23 protein-coding genes are annotated in these 25,368 nt (G+C 62.9%); 10 read left to right on the forward strand and 13 right to left on the reverse strand.

Annotated features, from left to right (window positions below; all coding sequences use genetic code 11):
• Positions 1 to 196 precede the first annotated feature (196 nt).
• Complete coding sequence (locus PQR53_RS01040; protein WP_408450696.1) at positions 197 to 1,981, forward strand: cyclic peptide export ABC transporter; 1,785 nt, start codon at positions 197 to 199, stop codon at positions 1,979 to 1,981.
• Positions 1,982 to 2,058: 77 nt separating this feature from the next.
• Here the strand turns inward: PQR53_RS01040 and PQR53_RS01045 are convergent, their stop codons facing one another.
• The 7 genes from PQR53_RS01045 to PQR53_RS01075 form a co-directional block, all read right to left on the reverse strand.
• Positions 2,059 to 3,123 (reverse strand): ABC transporter substrate-binding protein, encoded by a 1,065-nt coding sequence (locus tag PQR53_RS01045; protein ID WP_408450698.1) that lies wholly within the window; start codon positions 3,121 to 3,123, stop codon positions 2,059 to 2,061.
• 53 nt (positions 3,124 to 3,176) lie between these two features.
• The gene (gene fhuF / locus PQR53_RS01050) at positions 3,177 to 4,016 is read right to left on the reverse strand and encodes a siderophore-iron reductase FhuF (RefSeq protein ID WP_408450700.1); all 840 of its coding nucleotides are present in this window, start codon (positions 4,014 to 4,016) and stop codon (positions 3,177 to 3,179) included.
• A complete protein-coding gene (fhuB, locus tag PQR53_RS01055; protein ID WP_408450702.1) occupies positions 4,016 to 6,124 on the reverse strand; it encodes a Fe(3+)-hydroxamate ABC transporter permease FhuB in 2,109 nt (702 codons plus the stop codon). Before fhuB ends, fhuF begins: the two co-directional genes overlap by 1 nt.
• The gene (locus PQR53_RS01060; protein WP_408450704.1) at positions 6,121 to 6,999 is read right to left on the reverse strand and encodes an ABC transporter ATP-binding protein; all 879 of its coding nucleotides are present in this window, start codon (positions 6,997 to 6,999) and stop codon (positions 6,121 to 6,123) included. Before PQR53_RS01060 ends, fhuB begins: the two co-directional genes overlap by 4 nt.
• Positions 6,996 to 8,078 carry a TauD/TfdA family dioxygenase gene (locus PQR53_RS01065; protein ID WP_408450706.1) on the reverse strand — a complete coding sequence of 361 codons (1,083 nt, stop codon included), beginning with the start codon at positions 8,076 to 8,078 and terminating at the stop codon, positions 6,996 to 6,998. The genes PQR53_RS01060 and PQR53_RS01065 overlap by 4 nt, the downstream gene beginning before the upstream one ends.
• Before the next feature lie 55 nt (positions 8,079 to 8,133).
• Entirely contained in the window at positions 8,134 to 8,391 is a 258-nt protein-coding gene (locus PQR53_RS01070; RefSeq protein WP_408450708.1) for an MbtH family protein, read from the reverse strand.
• Between the two features lie 130 nt (positions 8,392 to 8,521).
• Positions 8,522 to 9,193 (reverse strand): RNA polymerase factor sigma-70, encoded by a 672-nt coding sequence (locus tag PQR53_RS01075; RefSeq protein ID WP_408450710.1) that lies wholly within the window; start codon positions 9,191 to 9,193, stop codon positions 8,522 to 8,524.
• A gap of 371 nt (positions 9,194 to 9,564) precedes the next feature.
• Here PQR53_RS01075 and PQR53_RS01080 point away from each other — a divergent pair, with 371 nt between their 5' ends.
• From PQR53_RS01080 to PQR53_RS01095, 4 genes are all read left to right on the forward strand, one after another.
• On the forward strand, positions 9,565 to 9,873 hold the full coding sequence (locus PQR53_RS01080) for a putative quinol monooxygenase (RefSeq protein ID WP_408451146.1): 309 nt from the start codon (positions 9,565 to 9,567) through the stop codon (positions 9,871 to 9,873).
• Entirely contained in the window at positions 9,873 to 11,033 is a 1,161-nt protein-coding gene (locus PQR53_RS01085) for an iron-containing alcohol dehydrogenase (RefSeq protein ID WP_408451147.1), read from the forward strand. The genes PQR53_RS01080 and PQR53_RS01085 overlap by 1 nt, the downstream gene beginning before the upstream one ends.
• 269 nt (positions 11,034 to 11,302) lie before the next feature.
• Positions 11,303 to 13,192: a collagen-like triple helix repeat-containing protein gene (locus PQR53_RS01090; RefSeq protein WP_408450712.1), complete on the forward strand. Its 1,890-nt coding sequence runs from the start codon at positions 11,303 to 11,305 to the stop codon at positions 13,190 to 13,192.
• 302 nt (positions 13,193 to 13,494) lie between these two features.
• Positions 13,495 to 14,763: an isoprenylcysteine carboxylmethyltransferase family protein gene (locus PQR53_RS01095; protein WP_408450714.1), complete on the forward strand. Its 1,269-nt coding sequence runs from the start codon at positions 13,495 to 13,497 to the stop codon at positions 14,761 to 14,763.
• Between the two features lie 116 nt (positions 14,764 to 14,879).
• Here the strand turns inward: PQR53_RS01095 and PQR53_RS01100 are convergent, their stop codons facing one another.
• Positions 14,880 to 15,653, reverse strand: coding sequence for an EAL domain-containing protein (locus PQR53_RS01100; protein ID WP_408450716.1), 774 nt, complete (start codon positions 15,651 to 15,653; stop codon positions 14,880 to 14,882).
• A gap of 535 nt (positions 15,654 to 16,188) precedes the next feature.
• Here PQR53_RS01100 and PQR53_RS01105 point away from each other — a divergent pair.
• Positions 16,189 to 16,467 (forward strand): transposase, encoded by a 279-nt coding sequence (locus tag PQR53_RS01105; protein ID WP_408450718.1) that lies wholly within the window; start codon positions 16,189 to 16,191, stop codon positions 16,465 to 16,467.
• 160 nt (positions 16,468 to 16,627) lie between these two features.
• On the opposite strand, the gene PQR53_RS01110 is transcribed toward PQR53_RS01105, so the two are convergent.
• Both PQR53_RS01110 and PQR53_RS01115 read right to left on the reverse strand, forming a co-directional pair.
• Positions 16,628 to 18,022 (reverse strand): sensor histidine kinase, encoded by a 1,395-nt coding sequence (locus PQR53_RS01110; RefSeq protein ID WP_408450720.1) that lies wholly within the window; start codon positions 18,020 to 18,022, stop codon positions 16,628 to 16,630.
• The gene (locus PQR53_RS01115; RefSeq protein ID WP_408450722.1) at positions 18,012 to 18,689 is read right to left on the reverse strand and encodes a response regulator; all 678 of its coding nucleotides are present in this window, start codon (positions 18,687 to 18,689) and stop codon (positions 18,012 to 18,014) included. Before PQR53_RS01115 ends, PQR53_RS01110 begins: the two co-directional genes overlap by 11 nt.
• 292 nt (positions 18,690 to 18,981) lie before the next feature.
• On the opposite strand from PQR53_RS01115, the gene PQR53_RS01120 reads away from it, so the two are divergent.
• The 4 genes from PQR53_RS01120 to PQR53_RS01135 all read left to right on the forward strand — a co-directional run bounded on the left by PQR53_RS01120 (position 18,982) and on the right by PQR53_RS01135 (position 22,276).
• On the forward strand, positions 18,982 to 20,001 hold the full coding sequence (locus tag PQR53_RS01120; protein ID WP_408450724.1) for an ABC transporter substrate-binding protein: 1,020 nt from the start codon (positions 18,982 to 18,984) through the stop codon (positions 19,999 to 20,001).
• A 53-nt stretch (positions 20,002 to 20,054) separates the two neighbouring features.
• A complete protein-coding gene (locus tag PQR53_RS01125; RefSeq protein WP_179740497.1) occupies positions 20,055 to 20,849 on the forward strand; it encodes an ABC transporter ATP-binding protein in 795 nt (264 codons plus the stop codon).
• Positions 20,850 to 20,865: 16 nt separating this feature from the next.
• Positions 20,866 to 21,729, forward strand: a complete 864-nt coding sequence (locus PQR53_RS01130; RefSeq protein WP_408450726.1) for an ABC transporter permease — start codon at positions 20,866 to 20,868, stop codon at positions 21,727 to 21,729.
• A gap of 271 nt (positions 21,730 to 22,000) precedes the next feature.
• Positions 22,001 to 22,276, forward strand: coding sequence for a DUF4148 domain-containing protein (locus tag PQR53_RS01135; RefSeq protein ID WP_408450728.1), 276 nt, complete (start codon positions 22,001 to 22,003; stop codon positions 22,274 to 22,276).
• A 245-nt stretch (positions 22,277 to 22,521) separates the two neighbouring features.
• Here the strand turns inward: PQR53_RS01135 and PQR53_RS01140 are convergent, their stop codons facing one another.
• From PQR53_RS01140 to PQR53_RS01150, 3 genes are all read right to left on the reverse strand, one after another.
• Positions 22,522 to 22,770, reverse strand: a complete 249-nt coding sequence (locus PQR53_RS01140; RefSeq protein WP_408450730.1) for a hypothetical protein — start codon at positions 22,768 to 22,770, stop codon at positions 22,522 to 22,524.
• A gap of 116 nt (positions 22,771 to 22,886) precedes the next feature.
• Entirely contained in the window at positions 22,887 to 24,041 is a 1,155-nt protein-coding gene (locus PQR53_RS01145; protein ID WP_408450732.1) for an acyltransferase family protein, read from the reverse strand.
• Between the two features lie 225 nt (positions 24,042 to 24,266).
• Positions 24,267 to 25,313 carry a phytoene/squalene synthase family protein gene (locus PQR53_RS01150; RefSeq protein WP_408450734.1) on the reverse strand — a complete coding sequence of 349 codons (1,047 nt, stop codon included), beginning with the start codon at positions 25,311 to 25,313 and terminating at the stop codon, positions 24,267 to 24,269.
• Positions 25,314 to 25,368 lie beyond the last annotated feature (55 nt).

Consider the following 25,368-nt stretch of genomic DNA (forward strand, 5'->3'; position numbering starts at 1 on the left):
GCCGTCGTCGATTTATTCGGACTGCATCTTTTTAGTCGCGGACGGTCGTAAGCAAAGCCAATCGGCACCAGACGGTAAATGTTTGCAACGCCCGTTCGTCAATCAGGCGAGGGGCGCGTCTTTGCGTCCCGCTGATTTGCCGCCCGCATGCGCTGCATTTCACCGATCCATTGCGACCCACTGCGACCCATTGCCGATGACCGCTGCCAACGAGCGCTACGACGCGCCACCCTCGCCCTCTCCCTCAACCACTGCTCATGCTGCCGCTCATGCGCCCGGGAAGCCCGCGATGCGCCTGATCGTGGCGCTGCTCAAGCGCTCGCGCGGCGCCTTCGCGATCGCGCTCACCGCCTGTGTGCTGAACGGGATCGCGAGCGTGCTGCTTGTCGCGACCTTGAGCCGCGCGCTGTCGCAACCAGGCGCCGCCGACATGTCGCTCGCAATGCGCTTTGCGCTATGCGCGGTGCTTGCGCTCGTCACCCGCGTGATTACCGGCGTGCTGTTCGCGCGTCTCTCGCAGGACACGATGGCGCAGTTGCGCGAGCATGTCGCGCGGCGCGTCGCCGAGGCCGAACTGCGCGATGTCGAACGGATCGGCGCGACGCCCGTGCAGTCGGTCCTGACCGACGATGCGACCAACGTCTCGATGTTGTTCTTCGCGCTGCCCAATCTGGTGATGCACGGCTCGATCGTGTTCGGCTGCCTCGGCTATCTGGCGTGGTTGTCGTGGCCGGTCTGCCTGCTCGCCCTCGCCGCGATTCTGGTCGGCTCGCTCGGCTATCACGCGGGCGACAAGCGGGCAATCGCCTCGCTCGAAGCCGCCGGCCGCTCGCAGGACAAACTGTTCGGCTATCTCGGCGCGCTGTTTACGGGCGCAAAGGAACTGAAGCTGCATCAGGCGCGCTCGCGTCAATTCGTCGACGGCCAACTCGGTTCCGCGATCGGCGAGGTGCGCGACCATCGGCGCCGCGCGTTCAGCGCGTATGCGGTCGGGGTCGGCTGGATCGTGTTCCTGTTCTATGTGTTTCTGGGCGTCGCGGCGTTCTGGCCCGCGCTGGGTGTCCATGCCGATGCACCGTCGGCATCGGGCTACGTGGTGGTGTTCCTGTTCATGCTGCTGCCGCTGGACGGCCTGCTCAACAACGTGCCCACGCTGAATGCGGCGCGCGTGTCGCTCGACCGGATCGAAAAGGTGATGAGCGAGTTCGGCGCGCTGCGCACCGCCCCGCCGCCGGATGAAAAAACCTCGCACGCGCCGTACCGGACGCTCACGCTAAGCAACGTCACGCACTCGTACTTCCATGAACGCGATGAGCGGATGTTCCGCGTCGGGCCCGTCAATCTGACGTTCCGGCCGGGAGAACTGGTGTTCATCGTCGGCGGCAACGGCAGCGGCAAGACGACGCTCGCGAAGGTGCTCACGGGCCTGTACGAACCGGAAGACGGCACGATCGAACTGGACGGCAAGCCGGTCGGCTTCGCCGAACGCGCCGCGTACCGGCAGCGCTTCACTGCCGTGTTCAACGACTTCCATCTATTCGACGCGCTGCTCGGGATCGTCGATCCAAACGATGCATCGCGTGCGCAGGCCGACGCGCGCGCCAACGCGTTGGTGGCGAAGCTCGCGCTGGACCACAAGGTGCAGGTGGTGAACGGCGCATTCTCGACACGCGCGCTCTCCACCGGGCAGAGGAAGCGTCTCGCGTTAGTGGTCGCGTATCTGGAAGACCGGCCGTTCTACCTGTTCGACGAATGGGCCGCGGATCAGGACCCGCAGTTCAAGGCCGTGTTCTATGAGCAACTGCTGCCGGAATTGCGCTCGCGCGGCAAGACCGTGCTGGTGATCAGCCATGACGATCGCTATTTCCATCTCGCGGATCGCGTGTTGAAGCTGGATAACGGCAGTATCGTCAGCGAGACTTATGGCGTGGCGCAGGCCTTGCAGAATAATGGTGCCGTTGCTAACGGTACGGTGGGCTGAGTCGAGTTATATGAAATCGACGCCGGGTGTGTTTGGTCAAGCGCCCGGCGTGCGGTAATACACATACCGCATGCCGCTTACTTGCTCGCGGCCGGAGCCGGCAGCGACAGCAGTGTTTCCGTCATCGTATCGGCCATCCGCAGCGCGGACATCGGCCCACCAAACCCCCAGATATTCCGTTCGACGAGACCCACACGCCCCGCGCTGCGGGCCGGCACGAAACGCCAGATCGGCGAATCGAGTTTGGCCGCGAGCGGCACGCCGGGTTCGGTCGCGCTGACGAACAACACCGTGAGGTTCGGCTTCTTCAACAGATCCTCCGACGTCACATACGACGTGCCTTCTCGCGTCGGCTCCGCGGGCCACGACTCGAGTCCAAGCGCATGCGCGACGCCGGCTGCCGTGCTGTTGCCGGTGAAGGCCCAGTATCGATCGGGCAAGCCCAACTCCTGGAGCCACGCAATCTGCTCACCTCGACGGCCGGCTTGCGCGAGGCGTTGCGCATCGCGGGCAAAGCCTGCCTCCACCTTGGCCTCGACAGCGCGCGCCGCGTCCTCGCGGCCCGTCAGGCAGCCGATCGTGCGCAGAATCGTGCGGCCCCAATCGAGTTGCGTCACGCGGGCGCCGTCTTTGGCGAAGTTCGGGCCGTATTTGAACAGCACGGTGGGAGCGATCCGTTCGAGCGCCGCAAAGATTGGCGCATGACGCAGGCCTACACCGAGGATCAGGTCCGGTTTGGCCGCCGCGATCGCTTCGAGACTCGGCTCCTGACGCGTGCCGATGTCCGGCACCGATGCGAGGCGTGCTTCGTCGTAACCGATCCACACCGGGTAGTACTCGGGATCCGCCATGCCGACCGGGGTAATGCCCAGCGCGGCAAGATCTTCGGCGAACATGAATTCGAGCACGACGATGCGCTTCGGTCGTGCGGGCAACGAGGGGCTTGCTTGCGAGACACTTGGGTTATCGGCGAGCGATGCGCAGGTTTGTTGCGTGCCTCCTGCATTGACGGTGCGCGCCACGAGATTTGCATTGATCACCTCTGCTCCGTCGGCAACGCGGCTTGCGCTCGCGGCGGCCTTTGCATCATCTGCACCACCCTGCGCGAATGCATACGAATGAGCGAGCAGCGCGACTGCCATCGCCGTGGCTGCGCACACTCGTCTGAACTGTTGCGTTGGCCTCGTGCGGCCCGTCAATGCGAAGCGTCCTGCAAGGCGATTTCCGCATCGCTCATGGTCAATAGCAAGGGGCAGCGTCCACACAGTTGCGTCTCTCCAGGAATTTCATAACGTACGCAGCACACGCGCCGTGCGCTAAACGGGTTCGGCAAGCTCGCGGCGCGGGGCGTGGCAAGACGCACGGGCATACGCAGAGGATTCGCCTCGCCACCGGCGGCGAGCGGGCCAAACAGCCACGCGGCGTCGCCGCTTAAATCGAATGACGACGCGCATTGTTCGAAGAGGTAATCGAGCAGATTGCCCGCGTTGCTCCACAACACGCGCGGCGCGATTTTCGTCATCGCAGCCAGGGTTCCGATCACCGCGTTCAGATGGTCGACGAGCGGCGTGTAGCGACTCGCAGGCGCGGTTGCGGGTGCTTGCAATGCGTCTCGAGCGAAATAAAGCGCGACAGGCAGGCCGTCTCGCAGCACGACGTGAGTCTTTTCCGCGGACATGTCGAGCGGACGGCCCAGCATCGCTGAAGCAACAAAGCCGGCGGTCGCAGCGAAGCCGAAGTAGTACTTGCTCCATTGCGACAACAACGCACGTGCGTGCGTTTCGCGCTCACCGCCGTAGAGCTTGACCATCGCATCGAGCAGGACGGCGCGATGGTTCGCTAGTTCCGTCACGGCGACGACGACCGGCTTGCCTGTTTCGTCTTCCGCGAGCGCGGGTTCGTCGCTCACCTCAGGCATGCCGAGCCACACGTGTTCCAGATAATGCGCGACCGATTCCGGCGCGAACGCGGCGAAGCACCGCGCGTGCGGGCCGCACCTGTTTGCGACCGTTGATAGCACGGCTAGTGATCCCATCACCGTTTTCCTCGCTTCTCGCGCCGAGCCTCCACGATCAGCAACGCAAGCAGGTAAGGCGCGCCGATCAACGCTGTCAGCACGCCCGCAGGAATCTCGCGCGGCGCGAGCAGCGTGCGCGCCGCGATATCCGCGACCACCAGCACCAGCGCGCCGCACGCGGCAGCAAGCCATAAACGCGTACGATGGGCGCGCGCCCCAAGCATCGATGCCAGATGCGGCGCCATCAAACCGATAAAGCCTACCGGCCCGACCGCGGCGACCGCGGCACATGCGGCCAGCGTCGCCACCGTCAGCACCAACGGACGCAAAACGCCGATGGGCAATCCGAGCGCCGCGGCCTGGTCGTCGCCTAGCGCGAGCAGGTCGAGCGGCCGTGCCAGCAGCGCGAACACCGGCACCGCCAGCACGCACCACGGCAGCAGCGTCGTCACTTCGCCCCAGCTGCGCCCGTACGTACCGCCGACCAGCCACACCACGAAACGCGCGGGCTGCACACTTTGCTGCGTGATGAGCCATTGGGATAGCGTGGTCCACAGCGTGCCGATCACAATGCCGGTCAGCGCCACCGCGAGCGGCGCGTAGCGATGCCGTCGATTGAGCAAGAGCGTGAGCGCCAGCGTCACCCCGCCGCCCGCGAGCGAGGCAACCGCCAGCGTCGAATGTCCAGCGAGCGGCCACGCGACGAGCGCCGCGAGCGTGGCAAGGCCCGCGCCCTGCGTGACGCCGAGCACTTCCGGCCCGGCAAGCGGATTGCGCACGATGCTCTGCATCAACACCCCGCTTGCGGCGAGCAAGGCGCCCGCCAGCAACGCACAGATGAGGCGCGGCAGACGCAAATCGAGCAGCATCCGCGCGAGTTCGTCGCGCTGATCCAATACGGCTAACCAGCGATGCACGCCGATCGTCGTCGGCCCGAAGGAGGCGCCGGCGCCGACGATCAGGATGCCGAATAACAGCAATACTGTCGCTGCCAGCGGCCAGGGCCACGCATCGAGCATCCGCACCCAGCGCGTCCCGGCACGCACCGCCGGACGATCCTGCCCGGCATGCAAGGCGCCCGACCACGCCGCGCCGCTGCGAATCATCGCCAGCATCAACGGCGTGCCGACGAACGCGATCGCCACGCCGGTCGAGAGGGTTGCGTCGAGATCGAGTGCCTGCACCGCGCTATCGGTGACGAGCACGAGCGCGCCGCCCACCAGCGCGGACAACGGCACGAGCGCGGTTAGTCGCGAGGCCTTTGCGCCGCGTGCCTGCCGCAACAGATTCGGTGCAATCAGCCCGACATACGACAGCGGTCCCGCCACACTCACCGCGACGCTCGCGAAACCGACTGCCACCACCATCGCCGCCAGCCGCGTCGCATCGACGCGCACACCCGCCGCCGCGGCAGCGTCGTCGCCGAGTGCGAGCGGGTCGAGCGGGCGGATCACGAATGGCAATGCGATGAGCGGCAACACGAGCCAGCCAGCCGCGATCGTCAGACCTGCCGCGCCCGGTTGATAGAGACTGCCGCTCGCCCACAGCGACACGCCGACGATGCTTTGCTCGAAGAATGCCAGAATCAGCGTGGTGAGCGCCGAGAACAGCAGCATGCAAACGCTGCCGGCGAGCACGAGGCGCAACGGCGTCGCGCGCCAGCCGCCTGCTGCGGCGCCCACGCAGGCGGCGGCAGCGAGGCCGCAGACGAACAGCAGCGGCACCGACGGCACACCCGCGAGCGAGGGCACCAGCATCGCGGCAAGCAAGCCGAGTTGGGCGCCACCGGTGATGCCGAGCAGGTCGGGCGAAGCGAGCGGATTGCGCGTCAATGACTGGAACAACGTCCCCGCGATAGCGAGGCAGCCGCCTGCAACCAGCGCCGCCAGGATGCGCGGTACGCTCAGGTCGAACAGCAGAATGCCGGCGAGCTGCGCGGCGTCGCTGCCCGCGGGCGCGGCGAGCCACGCGCGAAATCCCGGCGCGAGACGCAATGCCGCCACCACCACGATCAACGCGACGAGCGCGCCGCCGATCAGCCCCGTGCGGTTTTTCACGGGCGCGCGCCAGCTATCGATTGCCGGCTCGCGACGGCGCAGGCGTTTGCGCGCTGCAAGCGTCGTCATGCGGCGAGGCCCTTGCTCGTGGACGCGGAACCGCACAATGCGTCGTGCTGAAATTCGACGCCGGCGAGATCCGCGGCGTCGCCCTCGTAGGCCGGCACGCACATCGGCGCACCTGTCTGCGGATGCGCGATCTTGAGCATCGGCACGCTGAAGGTGTCGTTCAGATGACGCGGGTCGAGCATCGCGTCGGGTGAGCCATGGGCGATGACGCGGCCCGCGCGCATCAGCACGATTTCGTCGCTGTAGGCCGCGGCCTGGTTCAGGTCGTGCAACACCCAGACGATCGTCAGGCCGCGTTCACGGTTCAGGCGGCGCAATTCTCGCAGGATGTCCAGTTGATGGTGGATGTCGAGGTAGGTGGTCGGTTCGTCGAGCAACACGATCGGCGCCTGCTGCGCGAGCGCCATCGCGATCCATGCTCGCTGGCGTTCACCGCCCGACAGCGCGGCGACGTCGCGCGCGGCGTCGTCGGCCAGACCGCTGGTGACGAGCGCTTCGTCGATGGCCGCGTGGTCCGCGCGCGACAGTCCGCGCATCCAGCCGCCGTATGCGTAGCGGCCGTAAGCGACCAACTCGCGTACGGTCAATCCAGAAGGAATCTGGTTGAATTGCGCGAGCATCGTCAGCGTGCGTGCCAATGCGCGTCGACGGTATGAGGCGAGTGGCTTGCCATCCACTTCGACGCTGCCGGAAAGCGCCGGCTGCAAACCGGCAAGCGTGCGCAGCAGCGTGCTTTTTCCACAGCCATTCGGGCCGCACAATGCGGTGACGCGGCCAGACGCGATCGTCAGGTTCAGACCGTGGAGCACCACATGATCGCGGTAGCCAACCGTCAGCGAATGCGCCGCGAGTGCCGCGCCCTGCTTTTTCGTCATTGCGCGGCCGTCCACTGGCCGCCTTCGCTTCTATCCGCGACCGCGCCTTTAGCTTCGATGTTGTCCGTGCCCACGCCTTTGCCGCGACCTTCGCTATAGCTCTGCGCCATCGCGACGACCACCTTGCGCGGCCCTTCGAACGGATCGCGCGCGTGCGCCGTCAGCATGTTGTCGAGCATCAGCACATCGCCCGTCAACCAGGGAAACACAATGCGCTGCTGATCGAGCACGCCGCGGATTTCCGCGAGCGCCTGCGCTTCGAGCGGTTCGCCGTCGCCGTAATAGACGTTGCGCGGCACGTTTTCAAGTCCGACCGAATCGATCAACGCTTCCTGCATGTCTTCATCGAGCGACGAAAGGTGGAACAGATTCGCCTGATTGAACCAGACCATCTCGCCGGTGCGCGGATGGCGCGCGACCGCCTGACAGCGTTCGCGCGTACGCAACAGCAGTTCGCCGTCTTCACTGTCGCGCCATTCGCAATCGATGCCACGTGTGCGGCAAATCCGCTCGACCACGCTCGGGTCCTCCGAACCGAACGCCTGTTCCCACGGCAGATCGAGCCCTTGCCCGAAGTTGCGTCTGTACAGCAGCTCGCGCTTCGCAAAGCGTGCGACGAGCGCCGGGTCGAGTGCCCGATAGATCGCACGGCTGTCGGCAATCGGCGTCGCGCCGCCCGCGCGCGCGGCGAGCGCGCAGTGAAACCAGATGCGCAGTGGCCACTCGCGCGTGTACGACTGCTCGTTGTGCAAGGGAATCGAGCGATGCGGCGGATATTCCGTCGATGTGTACACCGCGCCTTCCACCTGACTGCGCGGTGTGGACGCGAATTCGTAGCCGATCAACGGATGCCCGAACGAACCGGCAAAGCGTTGGAAGACATCGATCGAGGCCACGCGAAAGCCGGTGAACAACACGCCGCCGGCCCGCTCGAGCGTGTCGTCGGCGATCGCATGCAGCAGCGTCACGGCCTCTTCCAGTGAAATCTCCACGCCTGAACGCGGCGAGACGACAGTCGGCAAACCCGGTTCGATCAACAGGTCGGCAAGCGTGGGGAGCGGCATCGAAAGCATGGTCATGCGAAATCCTCTTGCAGAAGCGACGTGGCCCGGCGCGGGTCCGGACGTGTCCGATTTACGCTGCGCTCGCCTTCGAGGCGGCCTCGTCCATGTGACGGCGCAAGCTGGCCGGACGCATATCGGTCCATACCGTGTCGATATGCGCGAGGCAGGCGGCCTTCGGTCCGCTCACGCCCACTTCGCGCCAGCCCGCCGGCACCGCGCGGAACGTCGGCCAGATCGAGTACTGTTCTTCGTCATTGATAACGACCGTATAGACGGGATCGTCCGCCTCGCCTGCTGCGGTGGAAGGGGTTTGCTGTGCTTGCGTCATGATGAATGGCCCAGTCGATGAATGGTCAGGATGCCTCAGCAGATTGCCGATGCGCTACTCCGGAACAGCGGCGGCAGCATCTCGCTCGCCTGCCGCCTCTACTCAATTGACGTTTGATGCGCGCGCTTTTTTACCGCCGCCGGGCGCGGCCGCTGCAGAAGACGGGACCCGCCACGCCGCGATTGCTGGCGTCGAGGCAGTCGGCACAATGCTTCTCGGCATCGCGCACCATGAAATGCACGAGCGTTTGCGAAACGTCGAGCGCGCGCGCCGTGCTCTGCAACGTTTCCTCACGCAAGCGCACCATCTCGAACGCCGCGCGGCTGCGCGGCGGCAGTTGCTCGAGCGCGTTGTAGACATGGCGCAGCGTGTCCCGCACCAGCAGCGCCGCTTCAGGCGAAGGCTCCGGCGATGGCACGTGCAGGCCGTCGTCTTCGTCGGCGTGATACGTGTTTTCGAGGCTTTGGCGGCGGAATGCATCGATCGACGCATTGCGCACCATGCGGGTGACATAGGCCAGGGGTTGCCGCACAGCATCCTGGTCCGGGAAGTCCACCAGTTTGATGAAGACGTCGTGCACCACGTCTTCCGCGAGACTCGCGCAGCCCACAAAGCCGCGCGCCAGATTGACAAGCATGGGCCGGTTGGCGATCAGCACGCCAAGCAGCGTGTCGTGTTCCAGATCGACAGTGCGGGAGTGGCTGCGCGCCCGCCGCTGCCCTGTAGGACAGGCGTCGCCGGCGTTGAAAACAGACATCGGTATCGCTGTGGAAGGCTCCCGCCGGATGAGCACCTCAGCCATGGATTCGCTCCGAATTTCTGAAGGAAGGCCGTCAATCTAACGTAAACGCGAATCATTCTCAATCAAGATTTAGAATAACCTTACATTTTTGATAGCTTCATCTGATGAAATTGCGATCCTGCTGGTCGGGCTGTGGGAGCGTGCGACCCCATCCGAATCTGGTACAACTGAGGTCTGCGTCGATGCGCTCGCATCGGGCCGCGCGGGACCGCAAGGATTTGTCGGCGATCGTCATCTCGGGTTCGTCTGCAATCAGGGCGACGCGGCCGATGCGTTGACGCGCGGCGCCCTCGCGGTTTCGCCAACGACAGCGAATTGTGGAATCCGGACCCTGAACGTTGAAGGTCCCATCTTGTTGGAGTAATTGATTGATGGCCCATGCTTATCTGCAGGTGATCGCGCATTATTTCGCCAAGCCTGGCAACGGCGACGCGATTGTGAAGCCCCTTACGGAACTCGCGGCGGCAACCCGCGGGGAGCCGAAAAATCTCTACTACGAATTCTTCCGTTCGCCGGTCGATCCCGATCACTTCGTGATTCTCGAACAGTACAGTGACGCCGACGGCCTGGCCGTGCATCGCGATACGCCGCACTTCCAGAGGCTCGGCGTCGGCACCATCATTCCGCTGCTCGACCGGCGCGAAGTCACGAGCCACATGGTGCCTGGAGACGCCGCATGATGAGCGCATTCCGCTTTCAAACCGTCCCGACGATGGTCGTCGAGTTCGGCGCGGCGCGCCGCCTCGGCGCCTTGTTGCGCGCGCAATTTCCGTCGCTCACACGCTTGTGCGTGGTGACGGATGGTTTCCTTCACAAGAGCGGGTTGCTGAATCCGGCGCTCGCCGATCTCGCCGCGCATGGCTGGAACGCGACCGTGATCGAGGACGTGATCGCCGATCCGCCCGAGCACATCGTGCTCGAGGCAACCTCGCGCGCGCGTCAGGCCGGCGCGGAGATCGTGCTCGGACTGGGCGGCGGTTCGTCGATGGATGTGGCGAAGCTGATCGCCGTGCTGGCTCCGCAACAGCAGCAGGCGCTCAGCGAGATGTACGGTGTCAACAAGGTCACGGTGTCGCGCTTGCCGCTCGTGCAGATGCCCACCACCGCGGGCACCGGCTCCGAAGTCACTGCCGTGTCGATCGTGACCGTGGGCGAAGCGAAGAAGATGGGTGTGGTCGCGCCGCAGCTGGTCGCCGATCTGGCGATTCTCGACGCGGAACTCACGCTCGGGCTGCCCGTTGCGGCAACCGCGGCAACCGGCGTCGACGCGATGGTTCACGCGATCGAGGCGTACACGTCCGCGCATTTGAAGAACCCGATTTCCGACCTGCTGGCGGTGAAGGCGCTTGAGCTCCTGTCGCGCAATCTGCTGCCCGCGTGCGAAAACGGCCAGAGCCGCGAAGCGCGCGAAGCGATGTTGCTCGGCGCGGCGTTCGCGGGCCAGGCGTTCGCCAATTCGCCGGTGGCCGCGGTGCACGCGCTCGCGTATCCGATCGGCGGCATTTATCACGTCCCGCACGGTCTTTCGAATGCGCTTGTGTTGCCGCATGTGTTGCGCTTCAACGCCGACGCGGCGGCTCATCTCTATGCTGAACTCGCCGATGTGGTCGTGCCGGGCCTGACGGGTAGCGCCGAAAGCAGGACGCTGGCGTTGATCGAACGGCTCGAACAGATGATTGCCGCGACCGCGATTCCGGCGCGCTTGCGCGATGTCGGCATCGAACGTAGCGGACTCGAGCGGATGGCGAGCGATGCGATGTTGCAAACACGGCTTCTGGTGAATAACCCTCGCGCTGTTACCGAGGCCGACGCGTTGGCTATCTATACCGCTGCGTTTTAATCAGCGTGTGGAGCAGGTGGGGGGCGGAGTCGCTGCGGTGTTTGGCGGCGGCTCCGCGCGCCGTTACGGACAGCGGACACGTTACGTAGCACGCGCGCGGAACACAGCTCGGTCCGTTTGGGAAAAACCGTGTTTTTGGCGCTATAAGTTCTTTGTTTTTTTATTTATTCAGATTTATATGCAACCAATTGTCAATATGAAACTATAAATCGCAATTGGCGCACAACTTGCAGCGTTGGCCCCACCAATAGTCATTCTACGGGGCCATCATGCAAAAAATCATCGGCCGGACAGCTATCGCTGTTGCGGCGTCTACGTTACTCGCGCTGTATGGTTGCGGTTCCAGTCTTAATACCCCCGGTAGCGGGCTTGGTGGGGGTGGGCTCGGTGGAACTTCGGGCGGAGCCATTGGGACTTCGGGTGGGGGGACTTCGGGGGGGACTTCGGGGGGGACTTCGGGAGGTACGTCGGGAGGTACGTCGGGAGGTACTTCTGGTGGTACGTCAGGTACGACCTCGGGAACCACGTCGGGTACGACTTCGGGCACCACGTCAGGTACGACCTCGGGTACCACGTCCGGCACGACTTCGGGTACCACCTCAGGCACGACCTCGGGTACCACGTCCGGTACGACTTCGGGCACCACGTCAGGTACGACTTCCGGTACGACCTCGGGCACCACGTCAGGTACGACTTCCGGTACGACCTCGGGCACCACGTCAGGTACGACTTCCGGTACGACGTCGGGCACCACCTCGGGGACTACCTCCGGTACGACGTCGGGCACCACTTCAGGCACCACCTCAGGCACTTCCTCCACCCCGATCGGCAATGTCATCACCCAGGGCGGCAATCTCATCACCGCAGTCGGCACGACGGTCGCCGATACGGGCAGCAAGATCAGCGGCACGTCGGTGCCCGGCGTCAACAGCGCAACCACCACCAATCTAGGCAACGCTGTCACCGACCTCGGCAACGGCGTCAAAGGCCTGGGCAACGGCGTAGCCGCCGGTCTGGGCACCTTGGGCAGCTCGGCCAATCCGCTCGGACCGACACTGACCTCCACGTCGGGTGTCGTCTCCGATGCCGGCGCCGCCGTCAAATCGGTCGGCGGCGTGGTGTCGAGCCTCGGCAGCGGGCCGCTCGCGCCACTCTCTCCGGTGACGTCGACTTTGGGCAGCGTCGTCGGTGGCGTAGGCAGCGGCGTGGTTGCCGTGGGCTCGGGATTGAACAAGGCCCTCACCAGCGCACCGGTCCAGCAAATCGAGACGCAACTCAGCACGGCGATCAACCCGATCACCACCGCGATCTCGAACACGACACAAACAATCGGCAACGCCACGGGTCTGGGCGCGCAGCTCAACACCCTGCTCGGCACACTCGGCAACGGACTCGACTCGGCCGGCGTGAAAGTGTCGGGCGCGACCGGCGATCAGACAGGCAAGGATGTCGGCGGCATCGTGAGTCAGTTGGGCAAGACCGTCACGAATACCGGCGGACTGTTCACCGGCGCGACCACCAATCCGCTCGGCCCGATCGCGGGTCTGCTCGGACCGCTTGGCGGCCTCGGCGGCACGGGCAGCGGCGGCATCAGCATCCCGCCGTTGACCGGCCTGATCGGCAACCTCGGATCGTTGGGCGGCAAGGACGGCAGCGGCAACCCGCTTGCACCGCTCACCGGACTTCTCGGCAATCTGGGTTCGCTCGGTGGCTCGGGCAGCGGCGGCAATCCGCTCGCTCCGGTCACTGGACTTCTCGGCAGTCTGGGTTCGCTCGGTGGCTCGAGCGGCAGCGGCAATCCGCTCGCGCCGGTCACTGGACTGCTCGGCAGTCTGGGTTCGCTCGGTGGCTCGAGCGGAGCAGGCAGCGCAGGCGGTCCGCTTGCGCCCGTCACGGGTCTCGTCACTACGCTGACTTCGACGCTGGGCGGCGCCGGCGGGCAAGGGTCACCGCTTGCACCGGTGACCGGTCTCGTCTCCACGCTCACGTCGACGGTCAGCGGCGCAGCCGGCAAGAACTCGCCGCTCGCGCCGGTCACCGGCATCGTGACGGGTCTGACCGGCGGTGCCGGCAGCGGCGGTTCGAGCAGCACGAATCCGCTGGCGCCGGTGACGAATCTTGTCGGCGGTTTGCTCGGCGGGGTTGCCGCTAGCAAATAAGGCTGGCAAATCGGCAGTGACGCTGCGAGAGCCATGCGCGGCGCCATTCGCATCAGGAATTCTGCGGCAGCAATTCGAGGGAGTAATGCCGCCGCAGCAATTCGCAAGGGTAGTTCTACAGCAGCGTTCGCAGCAGCAATTCGCGGCAGTAGCTCTACAGCAGCATTCGCAGCAGAACTTCGCTGCACGGCTTCGCTGCACGGCTTCGCAACAGTACTTCGCAACAACGACTTCGGCGCGGCGGCCGGGCCTTAAAAAATAAAAAGTCCGGCCGCCTTCTATGTCATGAATACGAGGATGACATGCACTCCACCTTCGACACCGTAGCGCACATACAAGACTCACGTCCGCGCTCGGCAACACCGTTTTCGGTCGGCCTCATCGGGATCGTCGCCGGCCTTGTCACGCTCTGGCTGCTGCGCGACAGCACCGCACTGGACGGCGCGGCGCGCAGCACCGTCGCCTGTCTCGCGATCATCGTTCCGATCGCCGCCTACGAGCTATTCGTCGCGCGCGTCTATCTGCGGCCGAGCGCCGGTCTTGCCGCCAACGCGGTGCGGCCCCTGAGCCTCGCGCGAATCGGTTTGCGCCTTGCCGCGCTGGCGTCCGTCTATGCAGGCATCGGTCTGCTCTACTGGCTGTTGCCGGAATATCACGGGGCGTTCTACGACCCCTTCTGGTCGTTGCTCAGCACGCTCGCGCCGTATGTGATCATCGCGGCGCCGTTCTACTTTGCATGGATGGACCGGCATCAGCGCGAAGCCGACGACGCGTATCTCCTGTGGGCGCGTCTGCTGTTTCGCGGCGAACGTCCCGCGAATTGGCGGCCCGTGCGCGAAATGCTGGCCGGCTGGATGGTGAAGGCGTTCTTCCTGCCGCTGATGATCGTCTATCTCGCCGGCAATGCGGATCATCTCAATGCGTTGCTGACCGACGCGCTGAACGCGCCGTTTTCGCTCGCGACGTTCAGGTTCATGTACGACCTGTCGTTCGCGATGGACCTGATGGTCGGCACGGTAGGCTATCTGTGCACGCTACGCATACTCGACAGTCACGTGCGCAGCGCGGAGCCGACCACGCTCGGCTGGCTCGCGGCACTGATCTGCTATCAGCCGTTCTGGTCGCTGATTGCAAACCAGTACATTCACTATGAAGGCTCAGTGCTATGGGACAGCTGGCTCGCTTCGCTGCCGCTTGTCCGGGTGATCTGGGGCACGGTTATCATCGCCTTGCTGTTGTGCTATGCGCTCGCCACGATCTCGTTCGGCTTGCGATTTTCGAACCTCACCAATCGCGGCATCATCACCTCGGGTCCATACCGCTTCACCAAGCATCCTGCCTATCTCACGAAGAATCTGTCTTACTGGATGGTCACGGTGCCATTCATCGAACCGTTGGGCTGGCGCCCGGCGCTCACGCACTGCGCCGCACTCGTGGCCGTGAACCTGCTGTACTTCCTGCGCGCCAAAACCGAAGAACGGCATCTGATGAACGATCCCGACTATCGTGCCTACGCGGAATGGATCGCGAGGAATGGATTGTTCGCGAGGATTGGACGTGTGTTCGAATAAGACAGACGCTCACGTCAGCCGCATGAAAGGCGAGAGCACGCGCGATGTTCAGCGAGCAGCGGATGCTCGATTCAACGGTATTGCACACAAGACATTACGGAGGTCCTGTGCCGTGGTCACGGTTCGCAATCCGGTGCGAGCACGCTGGCCAAGCCAGCTTGTGGACGCGAGAACAGGAACCCTTGCGCCAAGGCTTTTGGCCACGAACTCAGCCATTGCAACTGCGTCCGGGTTTCGACGCCGTTCACCACGACCTGCACGTCAAGGACGTCGAGCAAATCCAGTACCGCCGATATCACCACGCAGGCACGAGGATCACACGGCACTGCGGCCATCAGTTCAGGCGCGAGCGTGATGGTGTCCACGTCGAGTGCGCCGAGCAGCGCCAGCGAAGACGCTCCACTGCCCCACTTGCCCAGCGCGATGCCGGCTCCCGTCGAGCGAAGGCCTGCCGTCAAGGTACGCAACGACAGCAGACGTGCAGCATCCGCGCTATCGGGCACTTCGATCTCAAGCCGATTAGCCGGCACACCATACGAGCGCGCGATGTCTGCGAGCTCGCCGGCAAACGTTTCGAGTACGGCCACTTGAGCCGGCACCGTGATCGCGACCGGCGGCAGCGCCATCTTCGACGAGAGGCAGCCGCGCAACTCACGGCATACGCTGTCGATGACGAACAAGGTCATCTCCCGTTCAACCTGCGGGTGAGCGAGCGGCATCATGAAAATGCCTGGCAGCAGCACGCCGTAGTCGGGGTGCGTCCATCGGACCTGCGCTTCGAGGCGCGCCAGCGTTCCGCTCGCCGTGCGGTAAACACCCTGAAACACAAGATGAAACTCGCCGGCGCGCAGACCTTCACGGACCCGGCGTTCAAGTTCGCTCAGCGCCATGGAATCATCGCTCGAGTCGTCCCAAGCGGTTTGTTCAACGCAAGGGGTCCGTGCACTGAACGGAGTGACGAGCGACACAGGCTTTTCATAGTTGAGCGAGAGCATGGTGGAAACGCAAATTCTTAACCCCGCAAACGTATGCACATGTCGTGCCAAGAAATGCGTTCACTTTGCAACTAAACGGCGACACGCGTCAATAAACCTTATTAGACAATGCTTTGCAGCGATACGATCAAACCTGTCTAAACGTAATGTCTATTGGCAAACGTTTGTACGAATGCGAACGTTACGTGGCGTTCTGCGTCGACGTTACGGTTGCCTTGCGTAGCGAGCTGAAAACCGTTATCACAGATCCATCTTTTCACGCGCTCCAACACGGTATGAAGCATCCCGAACAAGATAGCCATACAACAAGCGTTGACTTAAGATATCGCGCTGCACCAATATAATTTGACCGGAAAAAAAAGATTTACTAGTATCGGCAACAACGCAGCATGCAATAACTGCGACCCCACACAGTCACACAAGGCAGCAGATGCTCCAGATTCCTCTCACCGACGCCGATTGGGCGCGTGTCCAGAGTCTTTTTCCAGTGGCTCCGTCCGGACGCGGGCGACCCCGTCGCAGCGATCGTGAAATTCTCGACGCAATACTCTGGGTTCTGCAAACAAAAGAAAAATGGCACAGATTGCCAGCAACCTTTCCGCCGCAACAGACTTGCTATCTTCGATATATGACCTGGAAGCGATCAGGCTTGCTAGATCAGGTGAATGAGCGCCTGCCCCTGTGCGGCTCGGCGCTTGCGACCTGCTGAATTATTGGCAAGTATTGCTTCGCATCCCATATCGATTCACCGGCGAACCATTGGTTCGCCGGTGGTCTTCGGCCGGCCTTTATTCTTTATTGCGCGCACTTCGCAACCGCCGAGGTTCGCCAGGCTTTAAAGCGGAAGCGATCGATTTAAAACGGCCGATTTATTCGGCCCGAAGTCCTTCCGCCGCCGCACGCGGAAACGAGACGCTTACATGCACGCCTTTACCGCCGTCGCCCGGCTTGAGCACAATCTCACCGTGATGCGCGTCCGCGATTTCGCGCACGATCGCGAGACCCAGCCCGGTTCCGTCGGTATCCGCCGACGCCCGGAAAAATGGTTCGAACACGCGGCTGCGCGACTCGGCCGGAATGCCGGGGCCGTCGTCCAGCACCGACACGGTGACGGTGTCGGCCTGCCCACTGACCGCCACGGTGACATGGCCACCGCTGCCGGTATAGCGGATTGCGTTCTCCACGAGGTTGGCGATCAGCGCCTGAAGCAGGCCGCGATGCCCGGCCAACTGCGCGGGGCCATTCAGCTCCGCGCCCAGATCGATGTCGCGGGCCTGCGCGAGCAGCGCAAGATCTTCCACCACTTCCATCGCGAGCGACACCAGATCGACAGCCTCCACCGCGAGTTGCGTGTTGTCGGCGGCTTCGGCCTGCGCGAGCAACAGCAGCTTGTTGGTGAGTCCGACCATCGAACGGTTACTGCGGTGCATGGCGGCGAGCGCTTCGTCGAGCGCGGGATTCAGGCCGTCCTGCTGACGCGCGAACTGCAACTGCGTACCGAGCAACGTGAGCGGCGTACGCAACTGGTGCGCGGCGTCGGCGATAAAACGCCGTTGTGCGGCCACCTGAACGCCGAGCCGCGCGATGCATTGATTGATCGCTTCGACGATAGGCCGCAACTCGGTATGCAGGCGCTCGACGCGAATCGGCTCGAGTTGCATCGGATCACGGTCGACCACGTCCTCCTTCACCTTCATCAGCGGCCGCAGTTCGAAGGTGAGGCCGATGCAGACCAGCGCGACCGCGAGCACGATCATTTCGATCTGCCGCACGAGTTGCGGCTGCCACAACTGCTGCGCCATCGCATCGCCCGAGCGTACGGTCTTGCCGACTGTGACTCGCACGCGGCGCGTCGCGCCGTTGTCGTACATCAGGCGCACGAGGCCGACCGCGCGCACCGGCTGACCGTTAAGTTCGGCGTCGTAGTGATCGGCCGTGTCGGGCGAGAGCGGCGCGCGCTGCGGAAAATCCGGTATGCCCGCCAGCAGCCGGCCATCGTCGACACTCACGCTGTAGAACACCTGATCGTGATACGGCGACACGAACACTTCCAGCGCGGCGGGCGGCACGTCCACACGCAGAAAACCGTCTACCCATTCCACTTCGCCCGCGATCATCCGTGCCGACGAAATGAGCTGATTGTCCTGGACGAGATCGGCCGTACGCCGCGCGTTGTCGTACTCCGCCTTGCCGGTGACGAACACGTATAACGCGAGCGGCAGCAGCAGCCACCACAGCAGACGCATGCGCAGGCTATTGGTCATCTTCTTTCTTGCGCAGCAGATAACCCAGCCCACGCAACGTGACGATCGCTGCCGAACTGCCGTCGAGCTTCTTGCGCAGCCGCGAAATGTAGATTTCGAGCGCGTCCTCGCTCGGCTCGTCGGCGAGCGTGAAGATCGCGTCGACGAGTGCCGGCTTCGTCACCGTCTTGCCCAACCGCAGGATCAGCGTTTCGAGCACCGAGCGCTCGCGCGGCGTGACGTTCAGCGGTGCGCCCTTCAGCGTGAACTGACGCGTGTCGATGTCGAACGCGAGATCGCCGCACACGACCTCGCTCGATTTCGACGGTGACTGACGCCGGATCGCCACCTTGATCCGCGCAATCAGCTCGCGCACCTCGAAAGGCTTGACGAGGTAATCGTCCGCGCCGGCGCCGAGCAGCTCCACTTTTTCATCGATCGAGCCGCTCGCCGTCAGGATCAGCACCGGCGTGGCGTCACCGCGCTGGCGCAAACGGCGCAGCACATTCTTGCCTGACAGCTTCGGCAGATTCAGGTCGAGCAGGATCACATCGTAGTGATTGGTGCGCAGCAAGCGGTCGGCGGCGTCACCGTCCTGCACGGCGTCGAGCGCGAACGCCTCCTGCTCCAGCATCTTCGCGAGCCAGTGCGCCAGCGTGGGGTTGTCTTCGATGAGCAGCAGCTTCATGGCGGGAACGGCGAATAGGAGGGCAAATGAGCGGCAAAAGAGCGGCAAAAGTCAGGACGCCGATTGTGCCGTAAAACAAGGGCTTTGCGCGCGGCGTGGGGTTTGCGTCACACGTCATGGGGTTTTCCACGGGGACACCACGAGGTTGTGGTGAATTCTCGGGTTAACACCCATGATTTGCCCACTGCCCCGAAAGCTGCCAGAAGGTTTCCAATTTTTATAATCCCCGTCATTCATCAGAAAGCGCCGCATTTCCGCATCCCGCGGCGAACAAACCTAAGGAGACTGCTTCATGCGTACCTTGCGCCAGATTGCCGCTGTATCAGGTGTTGCGTTCACCCTTGCCGCCGCATCAGCCGCGGCCCATGCCGAGAAGCTGACGATCATGGTCGGCGGCGCTACCAAGATCATCTATTTGCCGGCCAAGCTCACGGAACAGCTCGGCTACTTCAAGGACGAAGGCCTCGACGTCGAAGTCCTCTCGCAACCGGCCGGCGTGGATGCGGAAAACGAATTGCTCGCGGGCGCGGTGCAAGGCGTGGTGGGCTTCTACGATCACACCATCGACCTGCAGAGCAAGGGCAAGGAAATCCAGGCGCTGGTGATTTTCGGCCAGGTGCCGGGTGAAGTGGAAATGGTCTCCACCAAGGCAGCGGACACGTTCAAGAGCATGGCCGACTCGAAGGGCAAGACGCTCGGCGTGACCGGTCTCGGCTCGTCAACCAGTTTCCTCACGCAATACCTCGCGCAACGCGCGGGCGTGCCGTCGACGCAATACACGCTGCTGCCGGTGGGCGCGGACAACAGCTTCATCGCCGCCATCAAGCAGAACCGGATCGAGGCCGGCATGACCACCGAGCCGACCGTCTCGCAGTTGCTGAAGACCGGCGACGCCAAGGTGCTGGTCGACATGCGCACGCTGGAAGGCACGCGCGCCGCGCTCGGCGGCACCTATCCGGCTTCGAGCTTCTACGTGCAGCGCGCCTGGGCCGAGTCGCACAAGGACGACGCGGCGAAGCTCTCGCATGCCTTCGCGAAGACGCTGAACTTCATCGCCACGCACAGCGCGGAAGAGATCGCCGCGAAGATGCCGAAGGACTACTACGGCAACAACAAGGATCTGTACGTGGGCGCGCTGAAGGCCTCTCTGCCGATGTTCACGAAGGACGGCAAGATGCCCGCGGACGGCCCGGATACCGTCCTGAAGGTGCTATCGGCATTCAATCCTTCAGTGAAGGGTAAGCATATCGACCTCGCCAAGACCTACACCAACGACTACGTGTCGGCGGCGGTCAAGACCGCGGCGAAATAACGCCCTGGAAGCAACGCCCTATCAACATCAAGCAAACCGCGAGGCCCCAGCCGATGAATCAACCTATGTCACGCGATACGCCCGCCATCGAGCTGCGCAACGTATCGTGCCGTTTCATTTCTCCGGATGGCAAGGCGACGATCGCGTTGCGCGACTTCAGCATGTCGGTGGCGCGCGGCGAGTTTGTCGCGGTTGTCGGGCCGACGGGTTGCGGCAAATCGACCACGCTCAGCATGATCACCGGCTTGCTGAAGCCGACCACCGGCGAAGTGCGCGTGATGGGCGCGCCGGTGGACGGCATCGATCCGCGTATCGGCTTCGTGTTTCAGGCGGACGCGGTGTTTCCGTGGCGTTCGGTGATCGACAACGTGGCGGCCGGCCCGCTCTATCGCGGCCGCTCGAAATCCGCCGCCTACGACGAAGCAAACGAATGGTTGCGCCGTGTCGGTCTCGACAAGTTCGGCAAGCACTATCCGCATCAACTGTCGGGCGGCATGAGAAAGCGCGTGGCGCTGGCGCAAACCTTCATCAACAAGCCGGAAATCCTGCTGATGGACGAGCCCTTCTCGGCGCTCGACATGCAAACCCGCACGCTGATGCAGGATGAATTGCTGCAACTGTGGGGCGGCGCGGGCTCGGTGGTATTCGTCACGCACGATCTCGAAGAAGCAATTGCGCTCGCGGATCGTGTGTTCGTGCTGACCGCGCGCCCGGCGACGCTGAAGAAAGTGTACGAAATCGACCTGCCGCGTCCGCGCGTCACGTCGGAGGTTCGCTACGACCCGCGTTTTATCGAAATCTCGCGCGACATCTGGCATGACCTGCGCGAAGAAGTGCAGATCGGTTAATCAAGGAACGGCAAACATGTCTACGACCCCTCAACACATGATGCCTTCGGGTATTGATGCAAGCTCGCTCGCACAAGTCGAACGCATCGCGCAAAAACGCATCCGGCAACGCCATGCGCTCGTGATCACGCTGCGGATTGTCGTGCTGGTGGTGGTGCTCGGCGGGTGGGAGCTGTCCGCGCGCCTGAAGTGGATCGACCCATTCTTCTTCTCGATGCCGACGGCGATCTTCGATCAGATCGTCGACTGGTTCGTGAACGGCACGTCGCAAGGACCGCTCCTGACACAGGTCTGGGTGACGCTCGAGGAAACCGGCCTCGGCTTCATTATCGGTTCGGTGGCGGGCGTGTTCTGCGGCATCGTGCTCGGCCGCAACAAGCTGCTCTCCGACGTGTTCAGCCTCTACATCAAGATCGCCAACTCGATTCCGCGCGTGGTGCTCGGCTCGGTGTTCGTGATTGCGCTCGGTCTTGGCATGGCTTCGAAGGTGGCGCTGGCGGTGGTGATGGTGTTTTTCGTGGTGTTCGCCAATGCGTTTCAGGGCGTGCGCGAAGCGGACCGCTACATGATCGCGAATGCGCAGATTCTGGGTGCGTCGCGCCGTCAGGTGACGACCTCGGTGGTGATTCCGTCGGCGTTGAGTTGGATTCTTGCCAGCTTGCACGTGAGCTTCGGCTTTGCGCTGGTCGGTGCGGTGGTGGGCGAGTTCCTCGGCTCGAAGCAAGGGATCGGTCTGCTGATCTCCACCGCGCAAGGCGCGTTCAATGCAAGCGGGGTGTTCGCGGCGATGATCGTGCTGGCGGTGGTCGCGCTGGCTGCGGACTATCTGTTGACCGCGGTTGAACACAGATTGTTGAAGTGGCGGCCGGCGGCGGTTTGAGTCGACTGGCAGATCGTGTAGAGAGAAAGGGCGCCGGCGGCGCCCTTTTTTCATTTCGCGCTTTCCGATTCAGAATGCGTGGTCGATACTTGAATGGCTCCTCGGCAAGATACTTCCCCTCTCTCGAGCCTCGTCTTTTGTATCAAATTTAGCAACAAACCTTGCCTGAATTAGTGATTACTCCCGCCAGATCGCAAAACTACAATGTAATCACTGAGTGCGAACAAGATCGCTCGTAGCACCAAAAAGACCGAACTGGAGGTAATTCATCATGAAATCGCTCATTCAAGCAGTTGTTGTCGCCGCTGTGCTGGCCGCTCCCGTTGTCTCGTTTGCGCAGTCCAATCAGCCCGTGACCCGCGCCCAGGTGCGCGCAGAACTGATTCAACTCGAAAAGGCCGGCTACCGGCCGAACTTCTCCGACCCGTACTACCCGAATGACATCCAGGCTGCGCAAGCGCGTGTCGCCGCGCAAAACGCCACCGCACAAGGGGCGCAAGCCAGCTACGGCGGTGGGGTAAGCGGCGCGTCGCAGTCGGGCCACTAAGCCACCAGGCGCCAGCGCGCCATCCAAAGTCGATTTACTTCGGCAATTAAGCGCGCAAATAGCCGCGCGCCCTGATTCAAATGAACTGGCCCGCGATCGAATGTTCCCAATCGCGGGCCAGTTCTGTATCCGATACCTCTGTCATCGAGCTCCCGACGACTGCGCCTGAACCCTCACGGGCTGGGCACTTTTTCTCTCTATGCGCTACGCCTCGACGGAGCCTCAGTGACCCCGCGCTGTTTGCATCATTCGCGGGCGATCAGGTCGCCTACCTGGCCACGCCCCGTGACGAGACAGCTCGACAGGAAATTTTCTCCCTGACTGCTGGCGCCGACGTCACCGAAACCTTTTTTCAACGCATTCGACTTAACCAGTTCCGCGCCCTGATGGCACGTTATTGTTCCCATTTCTCCCGCTTGGGCGCGCATCAGCGCCCTATCCGCCATCAGATAGCCAAGCAACAACACCACTGCAATATTGAACGCTTGTCTCATGGATTGTCTCCTCTTTTGAAGAGACTAACGCGAACCATCGATGCAGGATGCTAGGGGTTTCCCGATTGATGGCCATTCCGTGATGCAGATTAAATCGCGTGGCAATGCTACACAGATCAGCTATGCGGCGTGGCTGGATCAGGCTTGGCCCGCAGAAAACGGAACTGCCGAATACCACGTTGCACCCGTTTCGTGTTCTGTTCGAACAGCAGGTACACCGCGAACGCGTACCCATAGCAGACAAGCAGCATGGTCACGAACACCAGCGCGCCGCGGCCGTCGAACTGGATGCGCTGCCCGAACACGACCGCAGCCACAAACAGAATGAATGAGAAGTGCGTCAGATACAGCGAATAGGAGAAGCCGGAAAAGATAATCGCGACTCGCGATAGGGACGCGGGACCCAGGCGAACGTTTTCCCAGAGTATGCAACGCAGGAATACGAAACACGGCACACCGACGATCCAGTCGTTACTCAACAGGAGTACGCGCGCCAACACCAGTGCCGCAAGAAAAACGGCCCCGCTGGCAAGCGTGAACCACGGCAAACCCGTGCGCGCGCTGCGCGCCGGAAAGCGCTTTTCAAGCAACACGAGTACGACGCCAAGCATCCACAATCCGAATCCGCTCAGGAGCGACGGAAACGCGATCATCGTGCCCAGCGCGAGCACCCCTGCAACGATCGCACTGAAGCCACGGCGCTGGCGCAACAGTACATAGCAGGCGGGAAACCACATGTAGTACCAGAACTCGTTGGCAAGGCTCCATAGCGGTCCGTTCGAGCCGTAGGTGCCGCACGTGAGCGTCTGCAAGAACACGAGATTGCACAGCAGTGTCGATTGGCCGAGATGCGAGGCGACGTTGATCTGCTGGTCGAAGGTGCCTTCGGTGCCGAGATAAAAAGGCCCGCCTGCGAGCGCGATGCCCATGCGGTCCCAGAACAACGTCAGCAGCAAGGCCGGAATCAGCACGATCCATAGCCGCGACATGCGCTCGGTCAGATAGCGCTGCCAGCTCCATGTTCGCGCTTCGACCTGCCGCAGCACCGAGCCACCGACGAAATAGCCGCTCAGCAGAAAGAAAACAATCACCGCGGTGTGACCGTAGTTGCTGATGAAATAGAAGGCCTTGCCCGCGAGTCCGATACCCGTGCTAGCGCGGTAGTCGACAAACATCAGATTGCGCAAATGACTGACGCACACCACGCCTGCCGCCAGCGCGCGGATCAGGTCCAACGTGTCGCAATGTTGTTGTTTGCCGGTAGGTGCCATGGAAGTCTGGAATCGGACAAGGAGGTTTTGTCCGCCAAACTACGGCCCGTGGGGGTTTTATTCAGTACGCTCGCCCACACTGCACGTACGAGGCACGTACGAGGCACGTACGAGGCACATACGAGGTACATGCGCCGCACGCAAACGCGATATCCATTGGGGTACTGTTGGCCGATCAGGTTCGCGCGCGACGTAGCGAACTACTTCGTATCGCGAAACAGAGGCTCAGAGCCGGGCCTCGATCTGCTCGATCCGCGCTTCAACCGATTTGCGTACCAGGCCATTCGAGGGCACCAGCAGCAGCGACGACGCGATGATCCGATACACCTGATTGCGCCGCACTTTAGAGACCTTGGCCGGGTCGAGCCAGGCATCGTTATCCACCAGCAACAGCAGCGTATCGAGGCCAATCAGAATCGGCCACAAACAGGCAAGGCGCAAACGCACCGACAACGCGGGAATCGCCAGGGTGTAGTCCAGGGCCTCGCGGAAATGATCCAGCGTCTTGCGCACGAGTTCGATCATCAGAGGCCGGGCGCGAAGAGAATTCGCCGGCTCGAGCAGATCTTGCGCACTGAGGCCATAAGGGTCGAGCATCGTCTGCGGGAGATAACAGCGGCCGATTCGCAAATCCTTGCCGCAATCGCGCAGCACGTTGGTCATCTGCAGCGCCTTGCCGAAACGTACGCCGCGGCGCGCCATCGTGTCGGGCCGCTCTTTCAGCGTGCCGGGCAGGTGCGCGTAGGTCATGGTGGTCCAGAATTCGCCGACGCAGCCCGCGACGAGATACGTATAGCGGTCGAGTTCGTCGTATTCGCGCAGCGCGGCAATCTGGCCGGAACGTTCGTCGGGGAATGTGCGAAGGTCGAATTCCATGCCCTCGGTCAGCGTCGACACGATCTCACGTACCGCCTTGCGATCCGACTCGCTCAGTTGCGCAAGCACCTTGAGCGCGGGACCGAGCGATTCCAGCAAGACCTTTTCATCCGACTGGACCTGCTGGCCCGCTACTTCAGCAGCCATGCGCTGGAACAGCGCGCCGTCGTCCGACGTGCCGTTGACCTGGTCGCGCAGCGACAACAGCAATGCAAGGCGCTGTTCGGGCGAGATCAGCGAGGTGTCCGCGATCGTGTCGGCCGCGCGCGCCAGCAGATACGCGAGGCCGATCGGATCGCGCATCCCGACGGGCAGCACGCGCAGGGTGAGATAGAAGGAGCGTGAAACGCCTTTCAGGAGCGGGCCGAGAAGAAAGGCCCGGGTCGGATTCGGCATGGATTTGGATCAGGTCAGTATTGGGCGGAAATCAGGCGCAGCCGAATTGTATACG

Origin of the sequence: Paraburkholderia fungorum (genome assembly GCF_046027605.1) — a bacterium.
Taxonomy (GTDB): domain Bacteria; phylum Pseudomonadota; class Gammaproteobacteria; order Burkholderiales; family Burkholderiaceae; genus Paraburkholderia; species Paraburkholderia fungorum_F.